This is a genomic window from Nitrospira sp. KM1 (assembly GCF_011405515.1).
Lineage (GTDB): Bacteria > Nitrospirota > Nitrospiria > Nitrospirales > Nitrospiraceae > Nitrospira_C.
Genome location: NZ_AP022671.1, coordinates 993,371 through 1,008,169, shown reverse-complemented (window position 1 = coordinate 1,008,169; position 14,799 = coordinate 993,371). Strand labels below are relative to the sequence as shown.

General features: G+C 56.5%; 14 protein-coding genes. 6 read left to right on the top strand and 8 right to left on the bottom strand.

Annotation, left to right across the window (positions count from 1 at the left end):
• Positions 1–38 precede the first annotated feature (38 nt).
• From W02_RS04755 to W02_RS04745, 3 genes are all read left to right on the top strand, one after another.
• Positions 39–1,340 (top strand): NTP/NDP exchange transporter, encoded by a 1,302-nt coding sequence (locus W02_RS04755; protein WP_173045301.1) that lies wholly within the window; start codon positions 39–41, stop codon positions 1,338–1,340.
• Positions 1,341–1,405: 65 nt separating this feature from the next.
• Positions 1,406–2,794 carry a glutamate-5-semialdehyde dehydrogenase gene (locus tag W02_RS04750; RefSeq protein ID WP_370467976.1) on the top strand — a complete coding sequence of 463 codons (1,389 nt, stop codon included), beginning with the start codon at positions 1,406–1,408 and terminating at the stop codon, positions 2,792–2,794.
• 62 nt (positions 2,795–2,856) lie between these two features.
• On the top strand, positions 2,857–4,071 hold the full coding sequence (locus W02_RS04745; RefSeq protein WP_173045297.1) for a class I SAM-dependent methyltransferase: 1,215 nt from the start codon (positions 2,857–2,859) through the stop codon (positions 4,069–4,071).
• A 207-nt stretch (positions 4,072–4,278) separates the two neighbouring features.
• Here the strand turns inward: W02_RS04745 and W02_RS04740 are convergent, their stop codons facing one another.
• Both W02_RS04740 and W02_RS04735 read right to left on the bottom strand, forming a co-directional pair.
• Positions 4,279–4,884, bottom strand: a complete 606-nt coding sequence (locus W02_RS04740) for a tetratricopeptide repeat protein (protein ID WP_173045295.1) — start codon at positions 4,882–4,884, stop codon at positions 4,279–4,281.
• A gap of 198 nt (positions 4,885–5,082) precedes the next feature.
• Positions 5,083–5,826, bottom strand: coding sequence for a 2OG-Fe(II) oxygenase family protein (locus W02_RS04735; protein WP_173045293.1), 744 nt, complete (start codon positions 5,824–5,826; stop codon positions 5,083–5,085).
• 378 nt (positions 5,827–6,204) lie between these two features.
• Between W02_RS04735 and W02_RS04730 the strand changes: the two genes are divergently transcribed.
• Positions 6,205–7,410, top strand: coding sequence for a potassium/proton antiporter (locus W02_RS04730; protein ID WP_173045291.1), 1,206 nt, complete (start codon positions 6,205–6,207; stop codon positions 7,408–7,410).
• A gap of 551 nt (positions 7,411–7,961) precedes the next feature.
• Here W02_RS04730 and W02_RS04725 read toward each other — a convergent pair.
• The 5 genes from W02_RS04725 to W02_RS04705 all read right to left on the bottom strand — a co-directional run bounded on the left by W02_RS04725 (position 7,962) and on the right by W02_RS04705 (position 12,475).
• Entirely contained in the window at positions 7,962–9,422 is a 1,461-nt protein-coding gene (locus W02_RS04725) for an RNB domain-containing ribonuclease (RefSeq protein ID WP_173045289.1), read from the bottom strand.
• Positions 9,423–9,491: 69 nt separating this feature from the next.
• A complete protein-coding gene (locus W02_RS04720) occupies positions 9,492–9,677 on the bottom strand; it encodes a hypothetical protein (RefSeq protein ID WP_173045287.1) in 186 nt (61 codons plus the stop codon).
• 341 nt (positions 9,678–10,018) lie between these two features.
• Entirely contained in the window at positions 10,019–10,612 is a 594-nt protein-coding gene (locus tag W02_RS04715; RefSeq protein WP_173045285.1) for a DJ-1/PfpI family protein, read from the bottom strand.
• A gap of 76 nt (positions 10,613–10,688) precedes the next feature.
• Positions 10,689–11,213, bottom strand: a complete 525-nt coding sequence (locus tag W02_RS04710; protein WP_173045283.1) for a cupin domain-containing protein — start codon at positions 11,211–11,213, stop codon at positions 10,689–10,691.
• Positions 11,214–11,416: 203 nt separating this feature from the next.
• Positions 11,417–12,475, bottom strand: a complete 1,059-nt coding sequence (locus tag W02_RS04705; RefSeq protein WP_173045281.1) for an AraC family transcriptional regulator — start codon at positions 12,473–12,475, stop codon at positions 11,417–11,419.
• Positions 12,476–12,667: 192 nt separating this feature from the next.
• On the opposite strand from W02_RS04705, the gene W02_RS04700 reads away from it, so the two are divergent.
• Positions 12,668–13,489, top strand: a complete 822-nt coding sequence (locus W02_RS04700) for a class I SAM-dependent methyltransferase (protein ID WP_173045279.1) — start codon at positions 12,668–12,670, stop codon at positions 13,487–13,489.
• A gap of 56 nt (positions 13,490–13,545) precedes the next feature.
• A complete protein-coding gene (locus tag W02_RS04695; protein WP_173045277.1) occupies positions 13,546–13,854 on the top strand; it encodes a carboxymuconolactone decarboxylase family protein in 309 nt (102 codons plus the stop codon).
• A 99-nt stretch (positions 13,855–13,953) separates the two neighbouring features.
• Here W02_RS04695 and W02_RS04690 read toward each other — a convergent pair whose 3' ends face one another.
• Positions 13,954–14,700 (bottom strand): MBL fold metallo-hydrolase, encoded by a 747-nt coding sequence (locus W02_RS04690; RefSeq protein ID WP_173045274.1) that lies wholly within the window; start codon positions 14,698–14,700, stop codon positions 13,954–13,956.
• Positions 14,701–14,799 lie beyond the last annotated feature (99 nt).

Below are 14,799 nucleotides of genomic sequence, written 5' to 3'. Positions count from 1 at the left end.
TTGCACAGAAAAGGGTGGATGGGCAGGATGCGTGGCGGATGTCCCGATTCAGCCGCGCGATCCAGTCCAATACCGGCGCCGAGAGCGACGAAGTCCTTCCTCTGATCTGGGCCTTCCTCTATTTTTTCTTTCTCCTGTGCGGCTATTACATCCTGCGGCCAGTGCGTGACGAAATGGCGGTGCAGGGAGGTGTGCAGCATCTTCCGTGGATGATGACGGCCACCTTCGTCACCTTGACGCTCGTTACGCCGTGGTTCGGGTTCTTGTCGGCCCGCATCCCGCGCTACCGGCTGTTTCTACTCGTGTATGCGTTCTTCGGTGTCAATCTCGTCGGGTTCTTTCTGGTGATGATGAATCACATAGGACCAGAGTGGGTCGCTCGCGCGTTCTTTGTCTGGCTCTCCGTATTCAATCTGTTCGTCGTGTCGGTGTTCTGGAGCTTCATGGCCGACTTGTTCACTCCGGAACAGGGGACGAGGCTATTCGGGCTGATTGCGGCCGGAGGGAGCACGGGAGCCATGACCGGGCCGCTGTTGACCACCGGATTGACCTATCTCATTCCCATTCCGTTTCTCATGCTCGTTTCCGCCGGGTGCCTTGGGGCATGCATGATCTGCATCCACCGGCTCGAACTATGGTCGCGGTCACGTGCGGGCGCTCCATCTGGTTCTCGAGGAGAACCCGTCGGCGGCCACATGCTTGCTGGCATCGGACTTGTATTTCGTTCAAGGTATCTTCTGGGCATCTGCGCATACCTGTTTCTCCTGACGACGACAGCCACTTTCCTCTATCTGGAACAGACGAAACTGGTCAGCGAGCAGGTCGCCTCATCGGAAGCGAGGACGAGGTTGTTTGCGACCATGGATTTCGCCGTCAATTCGATCACGTTTCTCACTCAAGTGTTCGTGACGGGCCAGCTCATCCGTCGGTTCGGGCTCGCTTCGGCGTTGGTCATGCTTCCGCTGGCAAGTGCGGTCGGGTTCGGCATTATCGGATTCGTGCCGCTGTTGGTCCTGTATGTCCTGTTCACCGTCGTTCGACGAGTTGGGGAATATGCCATCGCCAAACCGGCTCGCGAAGTTCTTTTCACCGTCGTCAGTCGAGAGGAGAAATACAAGGCGAAAAATTTCATCGATACCGCCGTCTCGCGTGGAGGAGATGCCACGACCGGTTGGCTGGTTAGCGGGGTGAAGGCGTTGGGGGCGACGACCGGCCAGATCGCATGGGCCATGGTTCCAGCTGCTTGCTTCTGGGCATGGCTCGCGTTGAAACTGGCCAAACGCGAGGAGGCATTACGACTGAACAGAGAGTTGGCAATCTCCCCATCCTCGCAGGGCTGATGTGACGCCCTCCTCGCGCTTTACCCCCGGAAAAACCGCATGCTATAGTGCTCACCCTCATCCGGATGACAGCGGAAAGGAAACATAAAATGCCTGAAGTTCCAGTTAAGATTTATCTAGATAAGTTATTGAAAGAGTGCAGAAAAAAAGTTCATTCTATGGCTCTAGTAACCGGACCTGTTAAGGAGAAGGTCCTGCATGCGATGGCTGCCCGGCTCGAGAAGGATGAGAACCGGATACTCGGCGAAAATGAAAAAGACGTCGATGCGTTGGGCAAGATGCTCGCGTCGGAGCCGGACAAGAATGTTCTGAAGGCTGCGGTGGCTCGGGTGCGGGTGAGTTCGGATGACGTGAAGGAAATGGTGGAGCGCCTTCGGGTGATTGCTGACCAGCCCGATCCCGTCGGGACCGTCACCTCCCGCCGCGAGCGACCCGACGGACTGCAAGTCAGCCGGGTGCGCGTGCCGATCGGAGTGATCGGCATCATTTCCGAAATGAAGCCGCTGGTGATGGTGGAATCGATAGGAATGTGTGTGAAGTCCGGAAATGTCAGCGTCTTCCGCGGCGCTCCGGAATGGAATCTGACCTTTCAAGCGATCGGCAAGGGATTACGGGAAGAGGCGGAGACCGGCGGACTCCCGGCGGACTGTTGGGCTCTCATCGAACGGCAGGAAAAGGATGTGGCCGTCGAACTCATCCGATCGGGAAAGGCCTTGGATGCGATTATTCCCCGCGGCGGCGCCGGGTTGCGCAAAGCAGTCATGGATGTCGCGAGGATGCCGGTGTTGTGTCATGACAGCGGCTTGTCGCATCTCTACGTCGATGCCGATACCGACATTCCCATGGCGCAAAACATCACGATCAATTCGAAGGCGCAACAAGCCGGTTCGGCGAACTCATTGGACACTCTGCTGGTACAGCAGGTGGTGGCAAGACAGTTCTTGGCGGCGCTCATCAATCGTCTGCTCAACGAGTTCAAGATCGAGGTTCGCGGATGCCATAAGACCATTGCCTTAATGGGACAGATGGCGATGAGCGGGCATACATCCATCAAGCCCGCATCCGAAGACGATTGGAGGATGCAGTTCCAGTCCAGAATACTCGCGGTCAAAATGGTTGCAGATCTCGACGAGGCCTTGAGGCATATCGCCGACCATGGGCCCTGCATGACGGCGACAATTGCCACGACCAGTTATGAGTCCGCCATGCGATTCACGCGTGAGGTGGACGCCGCAACCGTGATGGTCAATGCTTCGTCACGGCTGAATGCCGGAGACAGTTTCGGGTTCGGCGCGGATATCGGCCTCAGCGGCTCCAGAATTCACGCGAAAGGGCCGATCGGTCTCGAACAATTGACCTGTGAAAAATATGTGGTGTTCGGTAACGGTCAGCTCCGTCTCCCACATCCCGTTCCCGAAACGTATTTCGACGCCATCATGCTGAAGCGGCCGTAACGGTTTACAGGCCGTTTCAGCATTCCCGTCGATCAACGCACCGGCCTTGCGCCGTGTGCTCGGTGGATTCCATTCCAGCCAACATCGAATTTGCCGTGGAGCGTTCCATATCAAAAGAGGCGCTTCGGTCGCATCTCGCATCCTGGGGTCTCAGACGGTTCGACTCGGATGCAGAGTATTTTGAATGGCAGCGGCAGACCCTTGCTCCCGACGATATCCAGGATCTGCATCGGCGTATCGAGCGCAAGCGGTCGGGGTCTCCGGCCGATGAAATTGCCTTCTACGATGCGACCGCCGCCCCGCGCCTCCTGCCTGTGATCTACAGTCAACGGTATGATTATTTCGCGGCCGTCGGTCCACGGGTCGCATCTCGCATCGGAGAGGCCAAGACCGTTTTGGATTTCGGGTGCGGTGTGGGGATTTTGACGACGTTTTATGCGAGCGGATTTCCAGACATCATGTTCACCGGGATTGATCGCTCGTCTGCATCCATCGATCGTGCCAACGAGGCTGCCCTGGAGAGGGGCCTGAAGAATGTGCAGTTTGTCTGTCTCGATCTTTGTCCTGAATCGACGGTGGGCTCATTCGACCTGATCGTAGCGAGTCATGCTCTGCTCCAGGCCGAACAGGATACGGGGGTGCCCAGTCGTGACTGGACGACGTTTGAGCGGGTTCCGGGAGTGCTGCAACGTGAATTCGAAGAACGCACAGGGCTTGGTCCGCGGCTTGACCAGTTTCGCGCACGTCTCAACACCCCTGGCCGGCTGATTCTGTTTGAGAAAAGCCGGCAGCTCACCAGGCGAGTGCCCCTTCAGCGGGCAATGGCCTCACGTGGATTGTCGTTGTTGGAGCAGCCGGAGTTGATTCGCTATCGACTGATTGAGGAAGTAGCCGATGATGGACCGCTGTATGTCGTGATGAATGGGAAGACGGCGGAGATCCCATGGGACGAGCAGCCTGAACCGGATGAAGGCCGTCGCCTCGACTTTGACAACATCAGAATGCAGCCTGCCCAGGACGATGTGCCACTGTACGAGAATCACTTCCCCTCCGCTCAACAAGCATGGGAGGGCCTGCGGGGTCGAACAGTTAAATGCGAGACCACTCGACAGGAACCGGATGGACGCCAAGTGCACGTCGAATTCGGGACGGCGGAGGATCTCTGCTATGTCTATTGTTCAAATACGTTCGACCAACGCCAATTGGTGATTTTCCACCACTCGCGCATAGCGATTCTGCGTTCCTATTACGAAGAAGTAGTGAGTGGACTTGCCTGAAACGTTCGCCCGCTTTATTTCTTCGGTGAATCATTCCCTCGCCCCCGCGTCAATGCTCTTTAGCCGACGAAAGTGGTTACGAGTGCCGATGGAATCGGACGCGTTTGTTCGGTTGATAGAGGGGAATAATTGCCGATGGTCAGAGCTGAGCGGCGAAGAACATGCGTCGCGCGTATGGGACAATCGATTGTTAAGAGAGAGGAGAGACTATTGAAGACTTCGCGGGGCTTTCTGTTCGAATTCCTGCGCGAGCTTTTGAGCTTCCGCCACCTGAGTGGGCGTCATCTGCTTGGCCAGATTGTCTCTGGACTCCGCCGCTCGCCGTTCTCCATGCGCGGCGGAGAGGTTGTACCACATGTGGGCTTGAACATAATCCTGGGCCACGCCGCGTCCCTGGGTGAACATGAGTCCCAATTTTGCGAAAGCCAGAGAGTCTCCCTGTTTGGCTGCCTGACGGAACCATACAAGCGCCATTTGATCGCTCTGAGGAGCTCCCAGACCGTGAAGATATAAGGTTCCGAGATTCACCTGAGCCCCTGCATGCCCCTGTTCAGCCGCCTTTTCAAACCACTGCTTGGCCTGCACGTAACTTTGACCGACGCCCCGGCCTTCACTGTAGAGAATGCCAAGCTTATTTCGCGCGTCCGCATTGCCGGCGTTTGCCGCTTTTCGGATGTCGTTCACGGACAGCTCCGAGTCGGCATGAGGTTTCAGCGTCCCGGCTTTTTCAGGGGACGGTTCCGACCCGGCGCAGGCGAAGAGAGTCAAAGTCGAGAATAGAACTGAGACAGTGATGATGAATCGGTAGGCCACTGGAAAGTCTGCTTGAGAGTCAATAAATCAGGAAAGGTCTTCCGACACCAATCCCACCCGGTAAGGTTGACCCTATACTATCCAGCCGACCGGAGAATATTCAAGAGGCAAATTTCGGATTTTATCGCTTGATGACCGAGAGCTCAAGATTGGGAAAAGCAATGTTCTAAAAACATATACAGAAAGTTAAACATGAAGTTATGTTCTGTAGGGGCTCGCTTCACCGGCTCTCAACGGAGCATCGATATGCGTATGGGATTCATGTGGAGACGCGAAGGTTTCAGGTTGATGCTCGGTCATGAACCAGCCGGCGATTGAGAGACGTTTAGATGTACCGCTGACGGCGTCGACCCGGCAGACTCGGTGATATCTTGGAACTGTGAACAAGACGAGTGCGCCGGGTTTCGGCGCAATGCAATGGGTAATTGAAAGATCGGATTGGGATCGTCGTCCCTGCGCCATGTCATAGATAATTAACTCCCCCCCCCAGTCAGGTTGCCACTCATCGTGGAGGTAGGTGACGAGGGCGAGTCGTCGCAAGGGGTCGGCATAATTGATGGGTTCGCCCTCCTGGTGGTCTCGTACCACGTCATCGTGCGTGAGAAGACAGTCTCCGGCGCCGTAGGAGTAATAATTGAAATTCAGATGGCGCCCCACAATGCCAGGAAACGATTCGATATAACGCCTGATACAGGAGAGGCCCACGCGATTGAGAAGAACGGTGCCCTCAGAGCGGGCGATGTCTGCTTTGAGCCAATTCCCGCAATTGGGGAACGTTGCACGGAGTTGAGGACTATCATGAAGGGCCTTCCATGACGCTTCGAGCATGGCTCGTTGAAAAAATTTACGCTCGGCGGCCGACCAAAAATTATCGATCACCAAAACTTGATGGTCGTGAAAGGAAAACTTGTCCGCATCGAATTGATCAAATTCAACGTGCATCGATCGGCAATCTTCTTCAGAAAAAGAAAATTTAAGGTGCAAAACTTGCGCCGATATTCCCGCATCGCGTTAACAACGCGCGCGGGTCATTTTTGGCCACGTCGGACGCGCCATTTCACCTAGGGACTAATCTGGTGAGAATTTTGCACAGCGACTGATAGCTGGGGATCTATAGATTTTCGCACGGTGCCCAGGGAGCGGATTCGCTCATTATTGAAAGACTTCACAATAAATAGACTGAAGAGGAGAATTTTCTGGTAGGTAGAAAACAACGATATGACATGTCGAGCTGCATCTAGCTTGCCACGGTGGCTTGTGCTATAGAATCAGCTCGTTGGATCGACTCGTGCTTATGAGAGCTTCTCTGCATCACGATCAATGTCATCTACCATCGATCTTCTGTTTATCGTCTATTCCGGGCTCGTCATCCTCAGCATCCTGACGATCAAACTCTCAAACCGCCTGGGCATTCCGTCACTTGTCCTCTTTCTTGGCATCGGGATGTTGGCCGGGTCGGACGGGTTGGGCGGAATTTATTTTGACAATCCGGCTATGGTTCAAACGCTGGGGGTCATTGCGCTCGTCCTCATCTTGTTCTCCGGCGGGTTGGATACGGAATGGCGCTGGGTTCGACCCATACTATGGGATGGGCTTGCCTTATCTACCATCGGAGTTCTGTTGACGGCCGTTTTGGTCGGAGCGTTTGTCTCTTGGGTGCATGAGTTTTCTTTTCTCGAAGGACTTCTCCTTGGCGCGATTGTGTCATCGACGGATGCGGCGGCCGTGTTCATGGTTCTCAAGGCCAGAAATGCAAAGCTGCCTGGATCACTGCCGCATTTGCTTGAATTCGAATCCGGCAGCAACGATCCGATGGCTGTCGTGCTCACGCTCGCCATCATTCAGCTCTTGACGAACCCCGCGACTTCGGTCAGCGAGTTAGCGCTCTTTTTCACCATGCAGATGGCGGTCGGGTCGGTGATCGGCATAGTCATGGGGGAAGTCATCCGGCGAGTGCTCAATACATTGGAATTGGAACTGGAAGGTATCTACCCGGTATTGTCGGTTGCACTCGCGCTGCTCACGTATGGTCTCACCGCCATCATGCATGGGAGCGGGTTTCTGGCCGTGTACCTCGCGGGATTGGTTTTGAGACGCAAACCCTTCACGTATCAGCCTCGCATCGTGAGATTCCACGATGAGTTGGCCTGGATGATGCAGATCACCATGTTCTTGATCCTTGGGTTGCAAGTGTTTCCTTCCAGACTGGTCCCGATCGCTTGGGTCGGGCTCCTTATGTCCCTGTACCTGATCGTCATTGCTCGTCCTGTCAGTGTGTATGTGGCCCTTGCGCTATCGCGCTTGGACTTCCGTCAGAAAACTCTAGTCGCCTGGGTAGGACTGAGGGGGGCGGTGCCGATTGTCCTGGCAACGTTTCCCCTTCTGGCCGGGGTCAAGCAAGCCGATTCTATTTTTGACCTGGTCTTTTTCATCGCGGTCACATCGGTACTCCTGCAAGGACCTCCTATTCCTCTGATCACAAGACTGCTTAACATCAGGCCTGCATCTGCTGATCTGTCGAAATAGATCCAGATTCTGACCTCGCAGAGGTGGATTGATAAGTATTAACGCCGGACGGTTTTCATATTTGTGTGGCATGAGTTATGCCGAATCACAGCCACAAAAAATTCCGCATTAACTTTATTGACTAGGCATTACAGCGGGAGTACAAACGAACTATCAATACGAGTGATTGTGTTGATCGCTCGTACAAAAGAGGAGGTGGAAATGGAAGACCTGAATCCACCGGACCACGACGGCCCGCCGAGTCACGGGCGGGTACCTCGTCAGTCACGCTGACCGGATCTCCATCCGCTCCCGTTTTCCCGCGAAAGGGATCTCATCGCAGAGAGCGCTGCAGTGGAGAGCCAAGGCCGGAGTGAGGAACGCAAGCACCTGGGACTATGTGAATTTCCCCTGACGAGTTGCCACACACCCGTTATCCGCACGGGTCAACAACACACCCGTTCGAAAGCATCAGGCGTCCTAAGCGCCGCAATACGGGCAGTCTCCGCTTCCTGCGCAGGCTGCCCGTGCTGTCTGAGCTGCCCCACCTTTTGGTGAGCCGATGTGCGGAGTCAGTAGGGCACTCTCGAAAAATCGATATGGCCGCGTTCGACATCCGTGCTGACGAGCTTTACGTGCACGGTATCTCCCACATCTAATCCAAGACCTCCAGTGATGAGTTTCCCTTCCACCGGAGGGTCCAGCAAACGAACCCAGGTTCCTTTGTCAGAGGATCCTGTCACAATCGCATCGAACTGATGTCCGATCTGTGAGCCCAGCAGCAATGCGGCTGCGGATTTTCTCAGCTGACGTTCGACGCGCTCGGCATCGTCTTCCTTTTCCGTACAATGTGCGGCCAGATACCGTAATTCATCGATTCGATACGGAGGTGACGTCGGTGCCAGAGCGGATTTGATCAGCCTCTGGGTGACAAGGTCCGGATAGCGGCGGTTTGGAGCCGTCGAGTGCGTATACCCTTTGACCGCGAGTCCGAAGTGCTCGGGAGCGCCGTCACATGATTCGTCCAGCACATATTCGCCCCGGCCGATCAGTTTTACGACGGCCAAGGACAAGTCGGGGAATCTGACCGGATCGGCTTGCCGGCGTTTTGTCAGGAACGCTTCCAGCGCGCGGGCGTCCGGTTCCGGCGGCAGGCGCTCGCCCCAGCGTGCCGCCATCTCCATGATCCGCTCCCACCGTTCCGGTGAATGCAGGATACGTCGGAACGATGGAATTCCCATGTGCCGAAGGTATCCGGCGGTTGCTTGATTCGCCGCGATCATGAAATCTTCGATCAATTGCTTGGCCCGGTTCTTTTCTTCGACTCTGAGACGCGTCAGGACGTCACCGTCAAAGACGGCTCGGGATTCGATCGTCTCCAAGCTCAACGCCCCCTGCTGGTGTCGTCTCGTTTTCAGCCGCTGTGCCGCTTGGTCCTGTAAACGAAGTTGCGCATCGAGACCCGACACGGCCATCACGGCGTCTGGTGCCGGCGCCGTACCCGTCAGCCATGCGGAGACGCCGTCATAGGTCAGCTTCGCATGGTTGCGCACCAGCGCTTGAAACAACGTGGATGCAGTCACCGAACCGTCTTGGGCGACGAGGAGTTCGACGACGATCGCCTGACGATCCTGCCCCTCATTGAGCGATGTAAAGTCGGTCGAAAGTTTTTCCGGAAGCATGGGGAAGATGCCGCCCGACGTGTACACCGAGGTGGTGTTGTGTCCGGCATGCGCATCCAGCGCCGAATCCTTGGCGACCAGTGCATCGACGTCGGCGACGGCAACCATCACCGTCACCGAGCCGTCCCGGCGCTGCTCGGCTACGGTCAATTGATCAAGATCGCGCGAGTCGTCATTATCGATAGAGGCCCAGAGCCACTTCCGTAAGTCACGTGTGTTCGGCGTCTGATCCGCGGGTGCATGTATGCGGGCGAGTTCGGCAATTGCCGCAGAGGAAAAATCGGGGAACAAATCCCGCTCTGCCATGGCACGGCGGGCGATGTCTCGCAGGTTGACACGATCGTTGGTCATCAGTTTCTCGACATTCGTCTTGTCCTCAGCGCGTCGTCCATCGTTTCGTGACCACGGGCCTCCGTAACATCATCCCATAGCCGCCCAGATTTTTTGAGCATTGTCGCCGGTGAATGTCATATCATCCTGTGCGCTGGAACTATGCTCGAAGTAGAGGTGCAGCAAGCCCCCACCATAATGGGCTTCACGGACAAGATCGAGATTGATCGCCACCTCTCCTGCACGTTCCTCATCCTTAACCTTGATAAACCGCATACGCTATTCCCCCTTGCATATTATGAGATTATCATGCGGTCCGTACCGGACCAGCGGCAAAAAGTTCCATACGTTATGCAACAGGAGGGCATCAGTCAAGATATGAGGATGCCAATACGAGATCGGCAAGGGACAGGTGCCGGTGTGAGTTCATGCGTGAACTGGATATGGGCACGGAGGGCAGGCGCTGTGCCGTTTCAAGGATTGCTTCGCAGCACAATCGTTGCGCGGAAGCCGGGTAGTGGAATCGTCGATGATCACGACCATGTCGGCGTCCTCAAGTAATTTCCAAACCGCGGCTGTCTCTCTTGACTGGAAGGAGAGTGGAAATCGAAGATTTCCTACCCCGTGCTGCTTTGTGATTTCAGATTCGTCTCGTCCATTGGGTAATCCATTTGTCTGGCAATATGCTTCCGAGCAGCCGCACCGGCAAGCCGTTCAACCAGATAGAGCCCGAGATCGATCGCGGAGGTGACACCGCGGGCCGTAATGACTTCTCCTTCGTCGACGATCCGATCGTCGACGACAGTCCTGCAGTACGGTTTCAACTCCTCGAAGGCGATTCGATGTGTTGTGGCTCGTTTGTTCCTCAAGAAGCCCGCCGCCCCAAGCAAGAGCGAGCCGGTGCAGATCGACGCTTTGAGCGGCACGGGTTGCGAGGTGCGGAGCCAATCGAGAAACCGGCTGTCACGCTGGAGCGTGCGAGTGTCCACGCCTCCAGGAACAATCAGCATGTCATAGTCTGCCAGGGAATTGTTCACACACTGCGGGAGCAGACGAAGCCCGTGACGATCTGCGACCTCCGTGGTGAACGAGCAAATGTCCCATGCAAACTCCGGCATGAGGTTGTTCGATTTCAGCCGGGTCAGGGCATCGTAGACGCCGACGAAGTCGAGGGTGGTCATGCAATTAAAAATGATAAAACAGGTTTTCATGCTTTTACTTTGAAAGGTCGCAGTCCTGTATTCAGCGGGGAACTGCTCCACGTCTTCCGAATCAGGGGAGAAGTCGTCACCCGCCTGCAGGTGACCCGATAAACTCTTCAATGAGACGGCGAAAAGCCGGATATTCCATCATGAGTGTTTGCGGATCGCCCAACTCGACATCGGGGTTTTCGAATCCAGGCCACTCGGTGGTTCCGAGCAAGGCGAACGAGTCCGCTGCGCGGATGCGGGATATGTGGTAGGTCCCGCCCGGGATCAGCAGTTGCGGCCGCATGCCCATGGCCAAATCGGGTCCGACGATCCTGACCTCCCCGGTTCCCTCCGGATAGAGGAGAAGGACTTCCAGCGGCGCTCCGAGATAGTGATGGTACATCTGGTCGGATCGAATGCGGTGCAGGCGGATCGGCGTCTGGGTCGTGACCATGAAGTAGAGCACCGAGGCGAGCGGACGATCGCCCTCATATTCCGGCGGCAGGACGGCAGAAGGAATTCGCCGGCTGCTTCGATAGGTTTCGGCGACAAATCCACAGGTCGGATGAGGCGCAAGTCCGAGCAGGTCGATGATCTGGTTGGCCTTTTCCCTAGTGGACATTTCTGTTCTCCCTCTTCATGATCGATCGGCCGGCTGCTTCCGCTCGCGTTTGGCACGTTGTGCGATAGGCGCTCGATTCACAGGCGGTCTTCGGGACGTCGCGGCATCCGATGGATTCGGCGCATCGACACGTCGGCGAAATACTGATTTCGCAAAAAAAAGCCATCCGGCGGATGATCATGCTTATGATCCAAGCGATCTCGTCAAGCAGGGAGAGATTGTACAGGCCGCTGATTCGACAAGTCGTCATGTCCGGGTTGGACGAAGGCGCCCTTCGCTGCATGGGCCCCGATTTTCATGGTCGTTCTGGCTTTGGTACGGAATTTCGCCGGCGGAAGGCCGAACTCCCGTTTGAAGGCCCGATTGAAAGATGCTTCGGATTCGTAGCCGACTTCGGCCGCGATCTGCATCACGCTCCGGCTGGTGGATCCGAGCATCTGTGCGCCCAGTTGAAGGCGCCAACGGGTGAGGTAGGCCATCGGAGTTTCAGAGAGGTACCGGCGGAACCGTTCGGCAAGGACTGAGCGTGACATGCCGACCTCAGTTCCAAGGGAGGCGATCGTCCAGGGACGAGCCGGATGACGATGCAGCAGGGCCAATGCTTTACCTACTTCCGGATCCCGCACGCCTGCAAGCCACCCCGATTGTTCCGGCGGGAGCGATGAAATATATCGCCGGAGCGTTTCGATGAATAACAGCTCGGATAGTTTGGCGAGCATGGCCGCACCGCCAGGCGCCGAGGCGCCTGCATGGTCCACGGAATACCGGAGCGACTGTTCCAGCCAGAGACCCGAAGGATCGTTCCGGATGGGAATCTTAAACACCGGAGGCAGCCCGCCGAGGAAAATGCTGCTGAGTTCAGGTTCGCACGCCATGTATCCGCAGATGAATTTCGTGAGCGCTCCGCCGCCGCCCATGCGAGACACGTTCAACCCCTGTGACAGGATCCGCTGCAGCTCCTGTTCGCTGTCGACCGCCTGAACGGATGGGCCGTTTCCCATCACATGCGGATCCCCGTGAGGAAAGATGACGAGGTCCCCTGCATCGAGCCGAACCTTCCGCTCGTCGCCCTCGATATGGGCGTAGCCTGAGCCTTCCGTCAACAGGTGATAGATGATGATGTGTGCAGAGCCTGATGCAAAATAGGGAGCGACGATTCGCGAGGCCGGAGATCGAAAACACCAGGGCGCGGAGAACTCGGCGTTGTAAAACATCGCGCCGTCGAGTTTTACGGCTTTCAACACTTCGGACAAGACATCCATGTTGTTCACCGGGGCCGGAATGGCGGCAAAGTTATCCGGACTTTTGGGCAAACGAGGTGCAGCCTACCACGCCCTGGTCAAGAGAACCAGACGCTCGGATAAAGGCATGGTCCTTTAAGGCGTGTAGAGTGCGGGTATGCCGGATGGCGGCAGGATTCGGACGGGCTGCTCACACCAACCAAGGAGGAGAGGATGATCACCGATCTCGTTGTTCCCGAACTGGACAAGCTTAAGAGCCGTCTACAACAGACATGGATGGCAGGGGACTATGACCGCTTTTCGCGCTATATGGAAGGCGGAGCCCGGGAGTTCTATGATCGCCTGAACGCTCCATCGGGATGCCGGCTGCTGGACGTGGGATGCGGTTCAGGCCAGCTCGCGCTGATCGCTGCCAGACACGGGCTCGAAGTTACCGGTGTGGACATTGCCGGCAACTTGATCGCCCGTGCCAGGACCCGTGCGCAGGCCGAAGGCCTGCACGTCCGCTTCGAAGAAGCCGATGCGGAAGCCTTGCCCTATGAGGATGCAAGTTTTGACCTGGTGACGAGCCTGATCGGCGCCATGTTTGCGCCCCGTCCTGACCGCGTGGCGAAGGAGTTGCTGCGCGTGTGCAGGTCCGGAGGCACCATCGCCATGGCGAACTGGACTCCGGAGGGTTTTGTCGGCCGGATGTTCAAGACCATCTCGAAATTTATCGCGCCCTCCGGGATGCCTTCGCCGGTCTTGTGGGGGGACGAGACCACGGTCCGTGAACGTTTCGGCGACGGGTTGAGCCGTCTGAATCTGGTCAAGCGCCAGTACATGTTCGACTATCCGTTTCCGCCGTCAGAGGTGGTGGAATTCTTCCGTCTCTATTATGGGCCTATGAGTCGGGCGTTTGCGGGTCTGAATGTCGAAGGGCAGACACACTTGCGACAGGAACTGGAGACCCTCTGGTCCTCTCACAACAGAGGAAGCCAGGATAGTACGACGGTCTATGCAGAATATCTTGAGGTCATCGGCATGCGAGCGTGAGAGTTTGCAGACCGTACATGGAAATTCACCAATAATGTAATGCCCGGGAGGTAGTCATGTACGACATGAAGAATCTTGCGAAAATGAAAAACATTGAGATCAACGCTCCCGAGGCCATGCAAGCCTTCGTGAGGTTCGACAAGGCGGCGCTTGCGGACGGAGTGATTCCTGTCAAGTACAAAGAGTTGATGGCCGTGGCCGTGGCGCTCACGACTCAATGCCCCTATTGCATCGAGCTTCATTCGACGAGGGCAAGAGAGGCGCGGGCGTCGGATCAGGAAATGGCTGAAACGGTGCTGGTCGCTGCGGCGTTGAGAGCGGGAGGGGCCATCACGCATGGAACACATGCAATCAAAGGCGCGTGACGGTCAGGTGAAGACAACCGCGATGGGTTCGACCAGGTAGGCTTGCCACCACGAGTTTGAGGGCGTCATGTCCCCGGGGACATGACGCCCTCGGCCTTTTCATTCCTGCGCCATGACACGGCCGGCATGCATATTGGCGGGGATGGCCACGGCCATTTTGGCTGGGGGCGGAACTTGCCTGGCCTTCATCAGATTGACGAAGGCCTCTTCCGTCACCGACAGATTTAAACGCTCATTGAATCGTTTCTCTTCGCCGATCGTCGAGGAGACTCTGCCGTGATAATCGTGACCGGGATAGACGGTCGTCTCGTCAGGAAGTGTGAACAGCTTATTCCGGACGGATCGGTAGAGCTTCTCCGGTGATCCGCCCTGGAGGTCTGTGCGGCCGTTGCCCCGGATGAACATCGTGTCACCGGTGAAAACCGCGCCCGGTAGAAAATAGCTGGTGCATCCGTCGGTGTGGCCCGGCGTTGCAAGGGCCTGCAGGGCCGTATGCCCCAGGCCGAGTTGACGGCCGTCATGAAGAAACAGGTCGGCGCCTTTGACCGCACCTTCGGCGCCGCCGCCATAGACGATACGGGCTCCCGTGCGGTCACGGATCAATGACGCACCGGTAATATGGTCCGCATGGATGTGAGTTTCCATTGCAAAAACCAACGTCAATCCCAATTCGGCCACGATTGTTAAATCCCGCTCCACGTTCTCGATGACCGCGTCGATAATGGCGGCGTTCCCACTTTCGCGATCTGCCACGATATAGGATCGGCTTTCCGCCCGGTCATCGACATCCTGCACGTCGTTCACGTCCAACAATACGGTCACGGTATAGGCACGAAGGTTCGTCATCTCTCAGACTCCAGGGGAATGCTTTTTAGGGATTGCCGGTGCGCGGCCCATTGTACGTTCTGGGGATCGCGGAGTCCATGCGTGTTCGCCACCGGGCTG